Below are 19412 nucleotides of genomic sequence, written 5' to 3'. Positions count from 1 at the left end.
GCCTATGCCTCCTCTTCGCGCGGCTGAGCCTGACCGCTTGCCACTTTGATCGCGCGGCGAATGCGGGTGTATGTGCCGCAGCGGCAGATATTGCCCTTCATCGCCTCATCGATATCCGCATCAGTAGGCGATGGATTGTCGCGAAGAAGCGCAGTGGCGCTCATGATCTGGCCCGACTGGCAATAACCGCATTGGGGCACCTGCTCGCTGATCCAAGCGGCTTGAACCGCCGACATTGCGCCGTCCTCACCGCCGACCCCCTCGATGGTGGTAACCTCGCGCCCTTCCGCCATGCTGACCGGCGTTGAACACGAGCGCACCGGCTTTCCATCCAAATGCATGGTACAGGCCCCGCATTGGGCGATACCACATCCGAATTTGGTGCCGACCAGCCCCGCTTTCTCGCGCACTGCCCAAAGAAGTGGCATTTCGGGTTCAGCATCGATGCTGACGGGCTGCCCATTGAGGATGAAATTTGCCAAAGCTTGTCTCTCTCGCTTTTGCTAAGTTGTTATTCGCAATCTATCGTCACGAGCTTCGAACGCAAAGCGCGAACGACTCGCAATATTCAAGGGGCAATCAGTGGCTGAAATTTCGTTCGATGATTTTCTCAAAGTCGATATCCGCACTGGTGAAATCGTGCAGGCAGAGCCGTTTCCCGAAGCGCGCAAGCCCGCGATCAAACTCTGGGTCGATTTTGGTGAGGAGCTGGGCGTCAAGAAAAGCTCAGCGCAGATTACCGTCCACTACACCCCAGAGCAGCTTGTGGGCCGCACAATTATGGCCGTTGTGAACTTTCCAGCGCGCCAGATTGGGCCGTTTATGAGCGAGGTTTTGGTGCTGGGGTTTGAGGATGCGGATGGGGCAATCGTGCTGGCCGCCCCTGATGGAGCCGTGCCAAAGGGCAAGCGGTTGATGTAAGGGGAGGTGAAAGTGCTTTCCTACATCTGTGGCGCTGGGCAAGATGGCTGCGGCTCTTTCAAAATCGAACTCTCGCGTGAAACTCTGTGAGCAAGGTGTCACTTTATTCCAACACGGTAAAGCGTTGAAATCGCTTAGTTTATCTGATTTTCATGTAGGAAAAAGGTGACACATGTGTCACCTTTTGCAAATATCGACCGGCCTTAAAGATGCCCTTCAAGCGCGTCCTTTAACGGATCAAGCCATGGCTCAAACGGCTTCCATGCATCCTGACCTTTCCGGTTGATCGGCTGGCGCACTTGCTCTGACGACGCCGTTCGCACCGCTCGGTCTGTTTTATGAAAGGCGAGGCATTGCTCTTCGAAGGGCACGCCAAGGAAGTCGAGCATCCGCCGGGTTTGCCCTTCGAGATCGTCAAGGACATCCTCATGTTGAACACGCAGGACTTTGCCGGGGAGCACGGTGTCCCAATGGTCCATCAAATCGACATAATCGGCGTAATATTGGCCCACTTCGTGAAGGCCGTAAGTGAACTCCTGGCCCTCGGCAAAAAGCTGTTTGAAGCCGGAGAAACAGCAATCCAACGGCGCACGCCGCGCATCGATGATCTTGGCGTTGGGCAGGATCAGATGGATGAGGCCAATGTGCCGGAAATTGTTCGGCATTTTGTCGATGAAGAAAGGCGCGCCCTGCCGATGGATGCGGGTATTCTCGATGAAATCCACGCCGAATTTTTCGAGCTGCTCCGCTGTGAGATCATGCAGCACAGCCGGGTACAATGACTGCCCTGCTTTACGCCCTCGAAGGCGGTGGGCAAGCGCGAGGATATTGGGCAGCTCCAGCGTGCCGTCGATCTGGCTGTGGCTTGCTAGGATTTGCTCAAGAAGGGTCGAGCCTGCGCGCGGGAGGCCGAGGATGAATATGGGATCAGGCGCATCATGGCCGCGGCCTTCATGCTTGGCGAAAAGCTCGGGCGTGCATTGCTCTTTCTGCTTGGCAAGCTCGGCGCTCATCGCCTCAGCCTTGTAGCGGGTTTGCGCGCGTTTGAGGCTGTTGCCAGCGTCGTAATGATGGAAGGCGGCTTCATAATCGCGTTCATCTTCACAAGCCTTGGCAAGCGCAAAGTGGAGGTGGACGCGGTCCATGAAAGCGAGGTCGCTGCGCTCAACCTGCGCGCGCATTGCGGCGATTTCGGAAGGCTCAAAACGGTAAGTCTTGAGATTGGCGAGCGCATAATAGGCATCGCCGTGATCGGGCTTTGCCTTGATGGCAGCGCGGTAGCTTGCCTCAGCCTCGCTGCGGTCGCCCTTGGTTTTCAGAGCATGGCCGCGGCTGGTGAGGCTGGCAGGGTCTCCGGGCAGCTTTTTGAGCACTTCGTCAAACAGAGCGAGCCCGCCGTCATAGTCACCCATTTGAATACGCTCGATTGCAAGGCGGGATTGGAAAACGGGGCTGCCGGGATCGCGTTTGATAAGGAGTTCGGCCTGCTCCAGCGCCTCGGCCGACTTCTGACGGCGGCGTAGCGCATCGATGTAGTCGAGCCGCAATTGCACATCATCTGGCGCAAATTCCACCGCGCTTTCAAGAAGGAATTCAGCATCATCCAAGACGCCCAATTCAATCCCGATTTTGGCAAGCAGGCGCATCCCTTCGATATGCGCTGCATCGCGGGCAGGATGGGTGCGCAGATAATGGCGGCAAATCTCCTCGGCGCGCGCAATGCGCCCTTCGGCCAAGTGATTGGTGACCGCAACCAACTCACGCGGGAGCCGCGCAATCCGTTCTTGCTGAGCGCGGGCCGCATTCGCCTCAGCCGTGCGGCCAGAAGCAGCTTCCAAACGCGACTGTTCGCGCCAGCTTGCCTCCAATGCCGGGTTAAACCGAGTGGCCCGGGTAAACGCTGCCAATGCACCAGCATTATCGCCCCGCGCCAAGGCCAAATGCCCCTGCTCCTGCCACGCGCGGCCATATTCAGGCATGGCGGAATGCAGCGCGGTGAGGTGCGAGCCTGCCTCTTCAAACCGCTTCAAATACCGGCACGCCACCGCCGCCATATAGAGCGCCTCACCATCCGATGGACTCTCGGCAAGAAGCGCCTTCGCCCCATCTAACCCAGCCTCAAACTGACCAGCTTGAAGGGACTTTTGTGCGGACTGGAGTTGCTCTGTGCGGCTCATAGGTCTGCCTTAGACAGCAAAACGGCGGGAGTGAACACTGCCACTCCCGCCGCTTGATTGGATGCGTTCGATTAATAGTCGAACGAAACGCGCATACCCACCGTCAATGGACGGTTCGTGATGATACGCTCACGGTCATTGCCGAAGATGCCGGAAACTTCAGCGCGCTCATCGCTGAGGTTCTCACCGAAGATCTCAAATGCCCACTGGTCCGCTTTCACGCCCATCGACAGATCGAAGGTTGTGTAGCTGTCCAATTGGATATTGTTGATCGCGATGATGTCGGTTTGCTTTGAGGCCGAATATGTCGCCTGCGGCTGAATAAACGCCTCAAGCGTGTCCGACACATCCCACTCATAACGAGCGCGAATATTACCTTGGAAGCTTGGCGCATAAGCAAGGTCGCTTCCCAGGATCACGTCTTGGGTCGGGATGAGGATTTCTGTGATCTCGGTATCGAGGATCGAAAACGCCCCTGCAAAGGTCAGACCCGGTGTCGCATATGGTGCAACGGTAAAGTCCGATTCAATCCCGTAAATCTCTGCATCTGCAGCGTTTGACGAGAAGAACAGGTTGGTGATCGAGGGATCGAAAATCTGCGTTTGCAGGTTTTGAATATCCACGAAGAAGGCCGAACCGTTCCAACGGAATTGACCGTCCAGAAGGTCAAGTTTCCAGCCCAGTTCGTAGTTTTTCACCTCATCGGTTTCGAGCTCGAACGGCACCACAAATCCTCCAGCACCCACAGCGCCGCCGGGACGGTTGAGGAAGCCGGGACGGAAGCCTTCCGAATATGTCGCGTAGAACAACATATCGGGTGTCGGCGTTAAAGTGACCGTACCCTTGAAGATCACGCCGCTTGTTTCTGCTACATCAGGTGCGCGAATGGCGTTGAAGACCTGCGTCGCTTGGGCTTCCGAAAGCCCCGCTGCTTGAATGTCTGCTAGGCTGTCATTGAGATCGAAGGTTTGACGCAAAGACGCGTCACACGATCCGATGAAAGTGAACACACCGTCGCCGTCGTAGAGGTCGCTGATATTGGTGCCAAAGGCATTCGCATCAGTCGCCGCGCCCGAGTTACAGAACGAACCGTTCGCAGACCCTTCAAAGTCCACTTCCACATCGTAATAACGCGCGCCGAATGTCACTGCGAGCAAGTCGGGGATGACATCAAAGTTGGCTTCACCAAAGATGCCAAACTGCTCATCCGTACGGCGAATATCGTTACGGAAGATTGTCGATGCCGGGAACGGTCCCGGATCAGAGAAGAAGCCGGTAGTCTGCGGGAAGTTTTCCGCAAACGGACCAAACGGGTTTGCCAGAACGTTGTTCGGATAGGCAAAGTCCACGCGCTCTTCGAGGCTGAGGTCTGAATAGAACGCACCACCTTGGAAGCTTACGCGCCAGTCATCAGGTGTCGAGAAACGCAGCTCTTGCGTAAACACTTCTGTCTTCGAGAAGGAGTTCACAAACAGGTTTGGTGCCTGACAAGTACCGCTCGGTGCAACACCTGCGCCAGGATAAGTCACTGATCCATCACAGATGTAATACGGCAGATATTGCCCTGCAAACAGGTAATCGGTGTAATCCGCGCGCTGGTCGCTTTCACGGTCGGTGTAAGCGCCGGTGTAGATCACATCGAGCCAACCGATGCGGCCTTCCACGGTCCAGCTGGTATTTGAGAAATCGTCTTCGAGACGGTCTTCTTCAAAACGTTCAATCTCAAGATCGCCAAGACCACCAAGCTCTGGATCAGCGAAGAACACGCCGTCCGATTCAAGGCTTTGACGCTGGTGAGAGACATTCACAGTCCAATCGGGAGTAACTTCCCAAAGCGCACTAACCCGGAAACCAGCATAGGTGGTGTCGTTGAAATTGTCCTGCGCAAGGCCAGCATTATCAGCTTGCAAGAACGTCACGCCGGAAAGATCTGCGCCCGACTGGAAACCAGCACGAACGGCAGAAACCGGAACGCCGTTTTCACGTACGAAACCTTCTGGGCGGAAACGCGCGCTCTCGGTGAGATCGCGTGTGCCAGCCACATTGTCGATATAGCCGCCTTGGTCATCAAGGTACGCGACACCGCGAAGACCAAATGTGTCCGTCACAGGCACGTTGATCATGAACTCACCCTGGTAGCTCGCTTCACCACCTTTGGTGAATGAGACGCCAGCAGACGACTTTGCCGAGAAACCGGAGAGGTCAGGCTTGTTAGTGATAAGACGCACAACGCCTGCTTGCGAACTTGCGCCAAACAGCGTGCCTTGTGGACCTGAAAGAACCTCGATCCGCGCCAAGTCGGCTGCGTATACGTCAAGGTTACGGCCAGGCTGTGAAAGCGGTTGATCATTCAGATAGAGCGCCACGTTCGGGGCGAGCCCTGCCACACCTGCAACGGTGATGTTTGGCGTGGTCGACGCAAGGCCGCGAATGTAGATCGTGCTTTGGCCCGGACCATTGCCGCCTGCTGTGACAGACGGGATCTGGTCGAGATAATCTTCGAATGTGTCGATGTTCAGCTCATCAAGCTGCTCTTCGCCGATGGCAGAGACAGAGATTGGCACATCTTGCAGGTCTTCACTGCGACGCTGCGCGGTGACGATGATTGTATTGACGCCGCCTTGGCGGTCTTCTGCTGCCGTAGTGTCAGCGTCTTGGGCTGCGGCAGGTGATGCGATTGCGACCGCCAACGCGCCAAGCGACGCGCCAGCTATTAGGGTTCTCATTATGTGTTCCTCTTGACCTGCGGATGGGGGGTGCGGCGCAAAAGACGCGCCAGCTCATCCAGGGACAGCGCGCTCAACGAAATTCGCGAAAATGCAAATTGCGGGGCGCGCTGGAAGGGCAGGTAACAAGAGCACACCACGCTGACCACAGCGCACGCCAGCATTTTTCAAAGCTACGAAGATGTGTTGCATTGAAACAACAATGTAAATCTAGATCATGAAAACTTCATGTACTCGTAATTCTGTTCATCATCATTAGGGATTTTACGAAATGACTTTTATAAGTAATGCGCTTCATGCTTGGATTTTCAAATGCTCTATTCTGTATAGAATAGCGAATATTTCAATCTCCGAAGTGTTGCACAAAGTCCTCAGCGCGGGATGGCTTCACCATCCCAGTTCTCGCAGGCCTCTTGCGTGGTCGGAACCCCATGCTTTTTGCGAATAAGGTCAAAGACAACCGCTTTAATGATCGATGCGCACATGGCCGCAAGCACAAGCGAGAACGGCAAAGCACCGATAATCATAGTGATACGAATGGCCTCAATCCCGCCAAGGATCAGCATTGACCCCACCACAAATGCCAGAGCCGTGCCCCAGAAAAGGATGTGATACCGGCGCGCGCCCTCATTATCGCCCGCCCCATTGATCGTGTTGACGATCAAAATAGCGCTATCGGCGGAGGTGATAAGGTAGGTCATGAGCAAGATTACCACGAGGCCTGACACAAATGCTGCTGTGCTAGGCTCAAGCAGCAAAGCGAGCGTTGCGAAAAGCTGATCGGCCATTGGCGCATCGACAATCGCTCCGCCAGCGACACCGGAAAGCTCCAAATCAATCGCGGTCCCGCCCACAAGCGCCATCCAGATAAAGCACATGAGCGATGGGACGAGAGCCACGCCCAGCACATATTCGCGGATCGTGCGCCCGCGCGAAATGCGGGCGATGAACATGCCTACGAAAGGCGCAAAGGCGATCCACCACGCCCAATACATGACGGTCCAGCCCAGCTGCCAATCGACAAGCGCGCCGCCCGTCTCGCTCCCATCGTCCTGGAACAAGGTGAGCGATTGCGCAGGCAAGTTGACGATATAATCAAATGTCGCGGTCCCCAGAAGCTGCAAGCCATAAAGGCCCGAGCCTACAATCGCGAAGAGAGCAAGCAGTCCGAAGGATAGCGCCATATTGATATTAGAGAGCCATTTGATCCCGCGCCCTACGCCCGAAAGCGCACTTACGGTGGATGCCCCGACCAAAACGAGGAGCGCTGTAATAATCGCCATGGTCGACGCGGTAAGGCCGCCGTCGGCTGTCTCAACCATCAACCAGTCGCCAAAACCGATCCGGTAAAGCCCCGCTACAAACTGCTGAACCCCGAAGGCGAGCGTATATGAGACGCCCAAAATCGTCGCCACAACGGCAACAACGTCGACCGCGTGTCCCGGCAGGCCCGACATGCGCTCACCAAACAGCGGTGCAAGGCTGGAGCGAATAGTGAGCGGGAGGCCCCGCCGGTGCGCGACATAACCAATGCCAAGCCCCACAAGCGCATAGGTGCACCAAGCACCAAAACCCCAATGCAGGAAGGTGTAGATATACGCGGGCCGCACAGCTTCCGCCGAGCGTGCTTCGATAGTGCCGCGAATAATGTCCGGGTTGTTGGTGAAGTGCGCGAGAGGCTCTCCGGTGGAGAAGGTCAGCATGCCAATGCCGATCCCTGCACCAAACAGCATAGAGAACCACGAGGCGCGCGAAAATTCTGGCTCCTCGCCCGGTGCACCAATGCGCAAAGAACCGATTTTGGGCACCAAAACCAGCACCGCGCTGCAAATCACTAGAAAAGCGACGAGGTAAACATACCAGCCGCTAAAGGCGCTGATGATGGTCGAATTGGCGAGCGCCAATGTCTCCATCGCGTTCACCGGGAAGAATATCGCCCACATAATAATAAGCGAGACAATGATCTTTGCAGGGATCGTAACCTCGCGGCTGAACCCGTCATAAAATCCCTTGTCATGGGTATCTATGTCGAGTTCCACCAAAGGAGGATCAATGGGGGCATCACCGGTATTGGGTGTTTCAGCACTCTGGCTGCTCATGAAAAATGCGTCCGCGCTTAGGCCAATGAAAGTGAGGCCCGGTTCCTGCCGGACAGCCTACCTATGACGCCCAGCCGCGCGCCTCTCTTTGGGGCACGCTTGCTTCGCTGTCTTGCCTACAGGCCTTACCCCTCGCTTTGCAACCCTCGGGGACAAGCGCAGTCCTATAAAGCGACACCGCTCTCCAAGGGAAAGCACCGATGTGCATCCTTACACTTGCGCGCAATGCACTTTCGGAGGATAGAGCGTTCACGCTACAATCAAAAAGCGGTCGCACGATATCAAACATTGTACTCATTAAGGGGGAGTTTCACAATGCCGGTTTCTGACCACGTAAATCTCGAACAATTCATGTCTGGCGTGCAAAAGCGCAATCCGGGACAGCCAGAGTTTGTCCAAGCGGTTCATGAAGTTGCTCAAGACATCTTTGAATTCATGGCCGATAAGGTCGAATATCACGAGGCGCAAATCCTGCGCCGTATCGCAGAGCCTGATCGTATTATCTCTTTCCGCGTTTGCTGGGAAGATGACAATCACAATGTCCGCGTTCAGCGCGGCTGGCGTGTGCAAAATAACAACGCAATCGGCCCGTATAAAGGCGGCATTCGCTTCCACCCATCGGTGACCGAAAGCGTTTTGAAGTTCTTGGCGTTCGAACAAACCTTCAAAAACTCACTGACCGGTCTGCCCATGGGCGGCGGTAAAGGTGGCGCAAACTTCAACCCTAAAGGTAAGTCTGACGCCGAAGTGATGCGTTTCTGCCAAAGCTTTATGTCAGAGCTTTATCGCCACATTGGCCCCAACACCGACGTTCCCGCAGGCGACATCGGCGTTGGCGGGCGCGAAATTGGCTATATGTTTGGTCAGTACAAGCGCCTCACCAATCGCTGGGAAGGTGTTCTCACCGGCAAAGGTCAGGAATATGGTGGCTCGCAAATGCGCCCGGAGGCAACCGGTTATGGCGCGGTGTACTTCCTGCAAAACATGCTCAAGCATGCAGGCTCTGATGTTGAAGGGCATACCGCTGTTATCTCAGGCTCAGGAAACGTGGCGACACACGCAGCCGAGAAGATCGTACAATTGGGCGGCAAGGTTCTGACTCTGTCAGATTCCGGCGGCTATATCCACGATCCAGACGGAATTGATCAGGAAAAGATCGACTGGGTGAAGCACCTCAAGACCGTCAAACGCGGCCGGATCAGCGAATATGCCGACGAGTTCTCCGGCGCAACCTTCCACGAGGGCCGTCCTTGGGGTGTTGCCGCAGACCTCGCTCTGCCGTGTGCGACCCAGAACGAGCTCAACGAAGACGAAGCGAAATCGCTTGTCTCCAACGGCTGTAAGGGCGTTTCCGAAGGCGCGAATATGCCAACGACGCTTGAAGGCGTGAAGGTCTTCCACGATGCCAAGATCATGTACGGTCCGGGTAAAGCGGCAAACGCCGGGGGCGTCGCGGTCTCTGGTCTCGAAATGAGCCAAAACTCAGAGCGCATCAGTTGGAACCAAGAGCGTCTTGGCGACATGCTGACCGATCTGATGGCTGGCATCCACGAGAAATGCACCGAATATGGCGACCAAGGCGATGGCTATGTCGACTATGTTAAAGGCGCGAATATTGCAGGCTTCAAAAAAGTCGCCGATGCGATGCTGGCGTTTGGTGTGGTCTAAGCGACGCCCTCGTTAGAGCCAAAAGGGGGCGCTTCCTGCGGGGGAGCGCCCTTTTTTCTGTCTGGCACATATCCTTTTGACGGGCGTGCGCGCCCCTAATTTGGGCCAAAACCAAATGAGTGTTAGGAGCTTTGCCCGCAAACTGCTACTGCACGAAGGCTGACGTCGAACAATGCGACGGACTTCGACATTTGAATACCGCGCTTGGACCTTTGGGACTGATGCGCAAACCAGACGACGACTTCCTTTCATCAAACGATTTTAAGCACGACCACGCTGCATGTCGCAGCGAGGCAATTTTAGCGTTCTTGAAAGGAACCACCATGAGCATGACTGGAACAGTAAAGTTCTTTAACACCGACAAAGGCTATGGTTTTATCCAGCCTGAAGATGGCTCAAACGACAGCTTCGTCCACATCAGCGCCGTGCAAGCTGCAGGCATGCAAACGCTCGAGAAAGATCAGCGCGTGAACTATGAAGTTGAAACAGGCCGCAATGGCAAAGAAAGCGCCGTGAACCTGTCGGCTGCTGACTAAGCATACAGCCGCGCTTTACAGCGAACGATAAAAGGGGCGCTTCCTTCGCGGGAGGCGCCCCTTTTTTGTGTCATTGTGGCTGAAGGTTACTGGAAACTGTATATTACGCCTACGACGCAAGCGGCAACCAGACGCAGTCAATTCAGTCCAATTCGGAAAAATATCGGATAGCTGCTTCAAGGGCCAAATCGCGCCGCTCAATGAAGGCCTTAACAGTCGGTGGTGCCAGAGTATCAGGCTGCACTCCGGGCCCGACAAAGTCTGATCCATCTGGATAGGTATCACGCTTTGTCGTGACCCGGCCTATCCCGCCGCCGGGTAAGTAAAACCCAAGCGGTTGGCCCGTGCTGCCGCCGCTGGCCTGTCCGATGATGGGACCGCGTTCCATAACATCAAAGGCCACTAAGAAATCTTCCGCTGCCGAGAATGTGCCCGTGCCGGATAGGACAGCAACGGGCCCACCATAATAGTGATCGGTATTCGGCAGTTCCATATTGCCCGTGGATGCATAGCTCTCAGTTTGATAGCCCCAAGCACGAAAGGCGGGGCGATAATTCATCGTTTTCCATGAACTGACCGCAAAGGGTTTTTGGGTAAGTCTGGACAGCACATCATAGCCATAAGAGCTGCTGCCCCCGCCGTTCTTGCGCACATCAAAGATGATGCCATCGGCTTTCGATATGTCCTCAAAGTTATCGGCAAACCCCTGAGATGCGTCTGTATTGCCAAAAGAGTTGAGCTCTACATAGGCAATATTCCCCGGCAACATCTTCCAACGGAAATTGGGTGCTCGCTCTTCTCTGCCTTCGGTCAGTTCAGTCCATGTATCCCAATCGGGTCGGCGCGATTGAACGGTGACAATATCACCTGACTTCTTCTTGATCGTGAGTTCGAGAGGGCCTTCCGGGCCCTTGAGAAGGCGCCACGAATAGACGCGGCTGTCGATGTAGGCTTTGTTCGAACCGCTAACGAAGGGACGGTGCTGCGTATCTGCAAACTCTTGGATAGGCTGCCCGTCAACCGCGATGATTTCATCGCCGCGTGTGACGCCTGCGGCATCGAATTCCTCACCTGCAACGTAATCCAGGATAAGCCGCTCTTCGATATAGCGGTAATTGATAGCCGGGACATTGGAGCGTCCCTCATTGAACTCATCAACATTTGGAAAATAGACATTGGCATGTCCATCTTCGAGCTTCGCGACAAATGCTTGGAGTAGCCGGTAATACTCATAAGTGTTTTCGCTGGCCATTACGCGCGGGATCATCGCGCGATATTCGGCGTCCCAATCAAGGTCCGGCACAAGATCAAAGTTTGCAAAATTGTATTTGGCCTCCGACCAGAGAAGAGACAGTCCCGCCAACTTCCCCTCGACGGGCAAGTTCTCTTGATACGCAGGCCGGGTAGAAACTGTGCCCCAACGCCTTTCTTCCACTGCGCTCGCTTGTGCAACGGCCTCTTCGATAGCAGCCCAACGAGGCGCATCTCTCAAGCTGGCAAGATCAGTATCTTGTTTCAGCGAATAAGTATCAATGAAGCCAAGCGCGACTGCCAAATCTAACAAGTCTAAGGCTTTGTCGCTCTGTCCCCCTACAAGGGCGTACGCGCACGCGGCATCATAGGCGGCTGAGCGGCGCATCCATTTCGGGGCATCTTCTCGGTTAGCGATGGCCTCATAAAGGACCCCGGCCTCTGCATGTGCACCCGATTTGAACCGCGCCTGCGCTTGGCTTTCAATCGTCTCAATAGAACGTTCGGCTGCGCTCTCTTTGGCGGCTAACCCCGCCGGGGCCTGAGCCGAAAGACATAACGCGAGGCTTACTGCAAAAGCGAAGCCAAGTTTTTGAGATTTGTGTGCCATTGAAACCCTCCAAGTAGAGTGGATGGCACAGGTCACCAATCCCACCTAGAGAGAATTTTACAACTTCGCCCACGAAACTTGCAAGTGCTCTGGGACGTTGCAAGTGCTCGTGGGCATTGGTTGCGCCTGCGGTTGCGCCTGCGCGAGACTGTCTGATCAGACGGCCTTGCGGCCTCACTCAATCCCCAATTGTGCCGCTTGCCTGCGCAATTCATCGGCATTGTCCGGATTAGCTGCAACCGCTTTCGCAAGCGCTTCGCGTGCCTTACCTGTCTCACCCAATGTCATCCGGCTGCGCATAAGCATGACCCAACCATCGAGATTGCTCGGATCACCTTCGAGGCGTGTCTCGAGACTTTCCACCATACCTGCAATCATCGCTTCCTGATCGCTGGCGGACATCTGGCGGGCATCGTTCACTTGCTGAGCTGTAGGCCCTCGAACATTGGCAGAAGCGTTATCGCCAGCCATCGCGCCAGAACCCGGAATTGCGATTTCCGGCGTGCGCGTGGCCATTACGCTGGACAAGCGCTCGCTCACATCGATTTCGTTGATAGCCGAAACTTGCTCAATAGTGCGGACCACATCGCCCTCCCATGGGGCGCCCACGGGCGTGTCTTCGAGAAGGCTAAACCACCCATCAATCGCGCCCTGGTGATCGCCATCAATGTCTTTCTTCACCGCCATGAAATAGCGGGCGCGCGGATCATTTTTGTCAATCTCAACCGCCTTGGCAAAAGCTTCAAGCGCGCTTGGCGGGAGAGGATCGGCATCCGGAACCTCGGCATCAACGGCCATCACACGTGCTTCGCCCAGCGCAGACCAAAGCGAGGCTGAACTGTCATCGATCTCAACCGCACGCTCATAAGCCTCAACGGCGTCTGCGAATTCACCCCGCTCAAAATGGGCAAAACCCAGCTCACTCCAAGGAGCGGCATCATCGCTTGATGCTTCTGCTGCCTCACGCAGCTCGGCAATCGTGGGTGCGCCAGCGCTGACGACCTCGGCTGGAGCCTCGCCCGCACCGCCGTCATACATATTGTAACCAATTGACGCGATCGCGAGCAAAGCTGCGCCACCAAGCAAGACCCAACCGGCTTTACCGCCAGATTGGCCTTCCACATTTTCCCCCATTACACCCTCATTTGCACGGTTTTCGACTAGTCCTGTGCATTTTGCACTAGCATCTGCGGTCAAAAGCGGCAATTGTATGTGCCATTGGGAGGTGCTTTTCTTCACGGAAGGGCGCTTAGTGTGTAATCTATCCGAAAGGGGGGATAGATTGTCGGACTTGTTTAAAGTCGCCATTATTGGCTCCGGCCCAGCCGGGATGAGCGCTGCGGGACAGGCCGCTAAGCGTGGGATGTCGCACATCCTGCTCGAAAAAACCGATCACCTGTCCGATACCATTTTCAAATACCAAAAGGGTAAGCACGTCATGGCGACCCCTTCCGACCTCGCTTTGCGTGGGGGCGGGTACGAAGAAGGCGTTGCTGAGGGCATGGAGTTCGAAGAGGGCACGCGTGAGCGTATCCTTGGCATTTGGAACAAACATTGCCGGATCGTCGATCCCAGCATTCCAGAGCCCGATCATGAGGTTCAGGATTTTGAGATCAACACGAGGCTAAACTCTGAAGTTGTCGCGGTTGAAGGCGATAAGGGCGGGTTTCAGATTAAGCTGAAAGATGGTGACACGGTTCAGGCCGAGACCATCATTTTGGCGATTGGGACGCAAGGAAACCCCAATCTCCTCCGCTGCCCGGGCGCAGATCACCCGATGATCACACCGCAATTGGATGACCCGGAAGATCACTTTGACAAGAATGTTGTCGTGGTGGGAACAGGCGATGCGGGGATTGAAAACGCGCTTGGCCTTGCGACTGATCCGGCGCTTGGCAACACGGTCACCATCCTCAACCGCGGCACAGATTTTGCGAAGGCAAAGACCAAGAACGCAACTGACCTCACATCCGCCGATGAAGAGGGGCAACTCAGGATCGCCTATCGCACCTCGCCTGCTGAAGTGCGCGATGGTGAGATGGTGGTTGAGACCGAAACCGGCCAAGAGGTCATCCCCTGCGATATGATCATCACGCGCATTGGTTCTCAGCCTCCGCGTAAGTTCATCGAATCGATGGGGATCGAGTTCACATCCGAAGACCGAAGCGCTTTCCCGAAACTTTCTGCCGAGTTTGAAACCACTAAGGCGGGTGTGTTCGTCATTGGTGCGCTCGCGGGCTACCCGCTGATCAAGCACTGTATGAACCAGGGCTATGACGTCATCGAATATCTGGCGACCGGCTCTGCTGTAAAACCGGCGGATGAGCCACTGCTTGAGAAGGTGTTTGAGAACCTGCCAGGCGGCAAATCTGTTGACTATTGGCTTGAGCTATACCGCAATAATGTCGCGATCTTTGGCGGTCTTTCCACGCTGCAAATGCGCGAACTTATGCTCGATAGTATCTGCACAGCATTTGCGCCGGGTGAGCCGATTTTCCGCCGGGATGCGCCTGGGTCATCGCTCTTCGCGATTGCCGAAGGAAGCGTAGCGGTTGAGGTTAATCCCAACGATCCTTCGATTACGGTGCCCATTGGACAGGGATCGATCTTTGGCGAGGTCGGCCTTGTTTCCGGACGCCGCCGGGGTGCAACCATTCGTGCCGCTGAAGACACCGTGGTGGTCGAGCTTTCGCGTAAGGCCGCTTTGAAGCTCATCGGCTCCTCGCCCGAGGCAGCAGAAGCCCTAAAGCGTATTTCAATCGAACGCCAAATGCTTCAGCTGTTCGGCTCAGGGCTAACGCCCGACGATATTCGCCCCCTCGTCGACAGCGCCGTCACCGAGCAGATCAGTGCGGGCAAACCTGTGATCACCGAAGGGGACACCGAAGACAAAGACGTCTTCATCGTGCGCTTTGGCTCGATGCGGGTTGAGAAGCAAACCGAAGGGCAAGCGACCTTCCTTGGTCTTATTTCTGCGGGCAATCTGTTTGGTGAAATGGGCGTGATTGACGGGCAACCGCGCATGTCCACGGTCAAGGCAGCTGTGAAATCGGAAGTCATCCGATTGCAAGGTCAAGCCTTCCTTGAGCTGCTTGATAAGAAACCCCAACTTCGCGAACGCGCGCTCCAGATTATGGATGATCGTCGCCGTTCCAATGAAGAGCTTGAGAGCAAACAAAGCAACGAAGACGGCAAAGTCGACGATTTCTCAGGCCTTGCCTCCTTCCTCTTTGATGAGGGAATGGGTGAGGCAACCGATGCGCTCTTGATTGATGAGCGCCTGTGCATTGGCTGCGACAATTGCGAAAAGGCGTGTGCGGACAGCCATGATGGTCTCTCGCGCCTTGACCGCGAGACGGGCAAGACCTTCGCTTATCTTCACGTGCCCATCAGCTGCCGCCACTGCGAGCATCCGCACTGCATGACCGATTGCCCGCCCAACGCAATTCAGCGCGGGCCAGATGGCGAGGTTGATATCAACCGTGAAACCTGCATCGGCTGCGGCAATTGCAAAAGCTACTGCCCTTATGGCGTGATCAGCATGGAACCGGTGCCGCCGGAAAAGCCAAGTCTTCTCAAATGGATGATGTTTGGTTCAGGCCCCGGACCCGGTGAAGCGCCTTATTCGTGGCGCAAGGAAAATGCAGATAGCGGCGTCGCCAAGAAGGCCGTCAAATGCGATATGTGCGCAGGGATCGAGGGCGGTCCCTCATGCGTTCGTGCATGCCCAACTGGCGCTGCAATCCGCGTATCGCCTGACAAATTCCTGACCTTTGCCAAAATGACAGAGGACGTGGAAAGCTGATGGCGACCGCTGCAGAAACCCGCTTCTCCCAAGACGAGAAACGCCGCGATGCTGACCATATCAGCTTCCTCAAACACAAGCGCTTTCGCTGGCTTTGGATGGCACTTTTGCTCTGCGTGGCTAGCATTATTGGCTATGCGCTGATCGACCAAGAACCGCGTCCTAATGGTGGCAGCTGGTATGGCTACACGCTTGGCACAATCGGCCTGTTGTTGATCGTCTGGCTTTCCATGCTGGGTATCCGCAAACGCCGGATTTCAGAAGGCGCTTGGAGCCTCAAGGCTTGGACCAGTGCGCATGTGTACCTTGGCCTTGCGCTCATCGTGGTGGGGACGCTTCACACCGGGTTTCAGATCGGATGGAACGTTCACACGCTTGCTTATGTCCTGATGTTGATTGTGATCTTTAGCGGCATCTATGGCGTCTATGCCTACGCAGCGCTGCCTAAGGAGTTGTCCGCAAACCGCGGTGATAAAACCGGCGGTGATATGCTCGATGTGATCGCCGATATCGACAAGAAGCTCGACAGCGCCGCGCAACCCTTGGGCCGTGCCGCCTGCGACCTTGTGATTGACGCGCTCAAACAGGATATTTTCTATGGCGGCGCTCTCTCTCGCCTGACCAACTCCTATCCCGGTTGCGCGACAAAGCGCGCTTTGGGTGGCATCCCGGCCTCGGGAAGCGAAGCCGAAACGCGCGTCCATGAGCTGCTAACAAATCGCGCTGAACAACTCGCGCAAATCCGCCGACACCTGCGCATCAAAGCGCTGCTTGAGGTCTGGCTCTTCATCCACATTCCGGCAACGATCGCCCTGCTTGCGAGCCTTCTCGCGCATGTGATCAGCGTGTTCTATTATTGGTGAGGGGGATAAGACTATGGCATTCTTGATCCGCACCATTGCTGTTGCGAAATCCGGGCGCGAAATCGTCCGCGACCGCACTGTTGAGAAAAACACGCTTGTCGTCGGCCGAGACCCGGCGAGCGACATTCACTTGCCCGACCTCACAGTTGAACTTCAGCACCTAAAGCTGACCGACGCTGGCCAGGGGATGATCGCTGCCCGCGCGATTGGTGAGCTGCCGTTTGATTGCGACGGAGAAAGCGTTACCGAGGCACGTATTGATCCCAATGCCGGTTCGGACATCGCAGTGGGCCCCGCCCTCCTTGCGATCTCGCGTGACGCAGACGGGCCTGTCAAAATCAACATCCAGCCAGCGCCCAGGGACAAAGCATCGGGCGAACCCGAAGCGGGCTTCCTTATGGCGAGCGCCATGCCCAGCAAGCGCGCGATGGCATGGACTTTCTTTGGCCTGATCTTTGTGCTGCTGCTGTCTGTACCGATCCTCTCTCACCAATTCCGTGAGCGGGTAGAGAACGATCCAGAAAACGTCGACAAAGGCGCTGTCCTGATGGATGCGTCTTGGAGCACCGGCGATCTCAGCATGGCTCACCATGACCTTGAGGACAATTGCGAAGCCTGCCACCAGACCGCCTTTGTCTCGGTCCAAGATGAGACCTGTATCACTTGCCATGAAGAGCTTGATGACCATGCAAAGATGGACCGTCAGCTGACCGGCATGGCTCCCATGAGCACAGGCGATGAAATCCAATGGAACATCGGCCAAGCGCTCGGCAAAGAAGGTCCGCTGGGCTGTGTCTCATGCCACTCAGAGCACGAGGGTCCGGTCAAGCTCGAAGCGTCGGATGAAAAATTCTGCTCCGATTGTCACAACGATATGGACGTGCGTCTCACCGATGTGAGCTTTGGAAATGCAGGCGACTTTGGCGAGAAACACCCGCAGTTCCGCCCTAAGTTCTACGATGCGCACTTTGCTAAGGAAGCCAAACGCATTAGCCTTGACGACAAGCCGGTTGAGAAAAGCGGCCTTGTCTTCCCGCACGACATCCACGTCTCTGAAACCGGGGGTGCTGCCAAGATGGCGCTCAGCCTCTCGCAATATGGCGCACCGCTTGAGTGCAGCGATTGCCATGAGGAAGACAAATCAGCGCCGGGCGGGTTCAAGCCGGTTGTCATGGAAGACTCTTGTGAGGCCTGCCATAGCCTCGTCTCTGGCACAGCGGGCGGCGCGTTCACTTCGCTTCGCCACGGCGATGTGTCAGATCTGATGGAAGACCTTGCCAAGGTAAACCTTAGCTCTCGACGAACAATTCAATCCGGTCGTGGGCGACCAGGACAATACAGCTCAGGCGGTCGTTATTACGCAAACTTTGGTCGCCCCATGGGCGCTTACCTTGCGATTACCCGTGCGCTTGAGAAAGGCGGCACATGCGGAGATTGCCACCTGCGCACCACGAAAGACGGTCGCCCTGACTTGGTGCCAGTCAACATCCCGGACAAATACATCCACAAAGGTTTCTTCCCGCACGAGGCACACGGCGATGATGTTGCCGAGTGCACCGATTGCCACGCGACGGACACGTCAGGCAAAGCAACTGACTTGTTGATCCCAGATCTCGAAAGCTGCCGCGATTGTCACCTTGGTGAAACGGCGGTGAAAACCGAAGAGATTGTGCCTTCAAGCTGTGCGATGTGCCACGGCTATCACACGCCTGCGATGCCCTGGAAGCCGGAGGATCATCCCGATTTGCCCGGAAATGGCTCTAATGATAATGTTGCAGCAATCTTGAGCAGTCTAAGGCGTTAGGATGGATGGAAACAGGCCGAATGGCGGCGCACCTATCGCGACAAAACCCGGTGCGGGAGTTCTGATTGCGCAAATCACCGACACTCACGTCGGTTTTGAGCCTGAGGCTGGCGAGAACGAGTTTAACTTCGTTCGCTTCCGCAATGTGCTTGGCCATCTGCTAAGCCAACCGGTGCAGCCCGATCTGCTGATCCTTTCCGGTGACCTTACTGACAATGGCAGCGCTGATTGCTACATCCGCATCCGCGACCTCATGGCGGATTGCCCAATCCCCTATGAGATTATCCCAGGCAACCACGACAGCCGCGATGTGATGCTCGAAATCAATCCAGAGTGTCCAGTGGCCGATGGTTTCGCTCAGTTCGCTCTGGAGTTTGGCGAAGGCGATGAGAAGCTTCGTGTGCTTTGCCTCGATAGCTTTGAACCGGGCCGTCACGGCGGTGCATTCTGTGAAGTGCGCGCTGCATGGCTCACCAAAGAGCTAGAGGCGTATCCCGATACGCCAACGGTGCTTTTCATCCACCATCCGCCATGTGTCTCATCGATTGACTGGATGGACCCCAAGCCGAACGAGCCTTGGATGATCCGTTTCCGTGATACAGTGCGCGGGCACAAACAGATCCTTTCGATCCAGGCTGGGCATCTGCACCGGCCATTGCACACTGTGATAGAGGGTATTCCGATCAGCGTGACGCCAGCAGTGGCCCCGGCCGTATCGTTGGACCTTCGCCCGATGGATACTGATGTGGCCGATCATCGGCCTATCGTTGACGCAGAGCCCCCGTTCTACAGTTTGCACATCTGGCGCGATCGCAGCTTCGTCTCGCACTTCCAACCCGTGGGTCAGTGGCAAACGCTTGCCCGGTTTGAAGAGCATATCAAACCGATGATGAAAGGCCTCTTCGCCGAGCGCGTCGAATAGGCCCAAGGTGGACTGGCCATTTTTTGGTGA

13 protein-coding genes are annotated in these 19412 nt (G+C 55.7%); 7 read left to right on the top strand and 6 right to left on the bottom strand.

The features are described 5' to 3' along the window. Positions 1–2: 2 nt before the first annotated feature. The gene (locus AC0V61_RS10280; RefSeq protein ID WP_486157231.1) at positions 3–482 is read right to left on the bottom strand and encodes a (2Fe-2S)-binding protein; all 480 of its coding nucleotides are present in this window, start codon (positions 480–482) and stop codon (positions 3–5) included. Positions 483–582: 100 nt separating this feature from the next. On the opposite strand from AC0V61_RS10280, the gene AC0V61_RS10275 reads away from it, so the two are divergent. After that, positions 583–921 carry a tRNA-binding protein gene (locus tag AC0V61_RS10275; protein WP_486157229.1) on the top strand — a complete coding sequence of 113 codons (339 nt, stop codon included), beginning with the start codon at positions 583–585 and terminating at the stop codon, positions 919–921. A 203-nt stretch (positions 922–1124) separates the two neighbouring features. On the opposite strand, the gene AC0V61_RS10270 is transcribed toward AC0V61_RS10275, so the two are convergent. The 3 genes from AC0V61_RS10270 to AC0V61_RS10260 form a co-directional block, all read right to left on the bottom strand. Then, on the bottom strand, positions 1125–3098 hold the full coding sequence (locus tag AC0V61_RS10270) for a tetratricopeptide repeat-containing sulfotransferase family protein (RefSeq protein WP_486157227.1): 1974 nt from the start codon (positions 3096–3098) through the stop codon (positions 1125–1127). 71 nt (positions 3099–3169) lie between these two features. Then, complete coding sequence (locus AC0V61_RS10265; RefSeq protein WP_486157225.1) at positions 3170–5824, bottom strand: TonB-dependent receptor; 2655 nt, start codon at positions 5822–5824, stop codon at positions 3170–3172. 371 nt (positions 5825–6195) lie between these two features. Then, a complete protein-coding gene (locus AC0V61_RS10260) occupies positions 6196–7923 on the bottom strand; it encodes a BCCT family transporter (RefSeq protein ID WP_486157223.1) in 1728 nt (575 codons plus the stop codon). A gap of 315 nt (positions 7924–8238) precedes the next feature. Between AC0V61_RS10260 and gdhA the strand changes: the two genes are divergently transcribed. Together gdhA and AC0V61_RS10250 are read left to right on the top strand one after the other, a co-directional pair. Beyond that, positions 8239–9591, top strand: a complete 1353-nt coding sequence (gdhA, locus tag AC0V61_RS10255; RefSeq protein ID WP_486157221.1) for an NADP-specific glutamate dehydrogenase — start codon at positions 8239–8241, stop codon at positions 9589–9591. Positions 9592–9914: 323 nt separating this feature from the next. Further along, the gene (locus AC0V61_RS10250; RefSeq protein WP_486157219.1) at positions 9915–10127 is read left to right on the top strand and encodes a cold-shock protein; all 213 of its coding nucleotides are present in this window, start codon (positions 9915–9917) and stop codon (positions 10125–10127) included. Between the two features lie 142 nt (positions 10128–10269). Here the strand turns inward: AC0V61_RS10250 and AC0V61_RS10245 are convergent, their stop codons facing one another. Together AC0V61_RS10245 and AC0V61_RS10240 are read right to left on the bottom strand one after the other, a co-directional pair. Next, positions 10270–11988 (bottom strand): S41 family peptidase, encoded by a 1719-nt coding sequence (locus tag AC0V61_RS10245; protein ID WP_486157217.1) that lies wholly within the window; start codon positions 11986–11988, stop codon positions 10270–10272. A gap of 174 nt (positions 11989–12162) precedes the next feature. Next, positions 12163–13122: a tetratricopeptide repeat protein gene (locus tag AC0V61_RS10240; RefSeq protein ID WP_486157215.1), complete on the bottom strand. Its 960-nt coding sequence runs from the start codon at positions 13120–13122 to the stop codon at positions 12163–12165. A 196-nt stretch (positions 13123–13318) separates the two neighbouring features. Between AC0V61_RS10240 and AC0V61_RS10235 the strand changes: the two genes are divergently transcribed. Genes AC0V61_RS10235 through AC0V61_RS10220 form a run of 4 tightly spaced genes read left to right on the top strand, consistent with a single transcriptional unit; the run spans position 13319 to position 19382 of the window. Beyond that, positions 13319–15793 (top strand): cyclic nucleotide-binding domain-containing protein, encoded by a 2475-nt coding sequence (locus AC0V61_RS10235; RefSeq protein WP_486159519.1) that lies wholly within the window; start codon positions 13319–13321, stop codon positions 15791–15793. After that, positions 15793–16656, top strand: a complete 864-nt coding sequence (locus AC0V61_RS10230; protein WP_486157213.1) for a hypothetical protein — start codon at positions 15793–15795, stop codon at positions 16654–16656. Before AC0V61_RS10235 ends, AC0V61_RS10230 begins: the two co-directional genes overlap by 1 nt. A 13-nt stretch (positions 16657–16669) precedes the next feature. Next, positions 16670–18460, top strand: coding sequence for a cytochrome c3 family protein (locus AC0V61_RS10225; protein ID WP_486157211.1), 1791 nt, complete (start codon positions 16670–16672; stop codon positions 18458–18460). Position 18461: 1 nt separating this feature from the next. Beyond that, on the top strand, positions 18462–19382 hold the full coding sequence (locus AC0V61_RS10220) for a metallophosphoesterase (RefSeq protein WP_486157209.1): 921 nt from the start codon (positions 18462–18464) through the stop codon (positions 19380–19382). Positions 19383–19412: the final 30 nt, after the last annotated feature.

The sequence above is a fragment of the Erythrobacter sp. JB1-4 genome, assembly GCF_057365025.1.
This window is presented reverse-complemented; position numbering and strand designations above follow the sequence as displayed.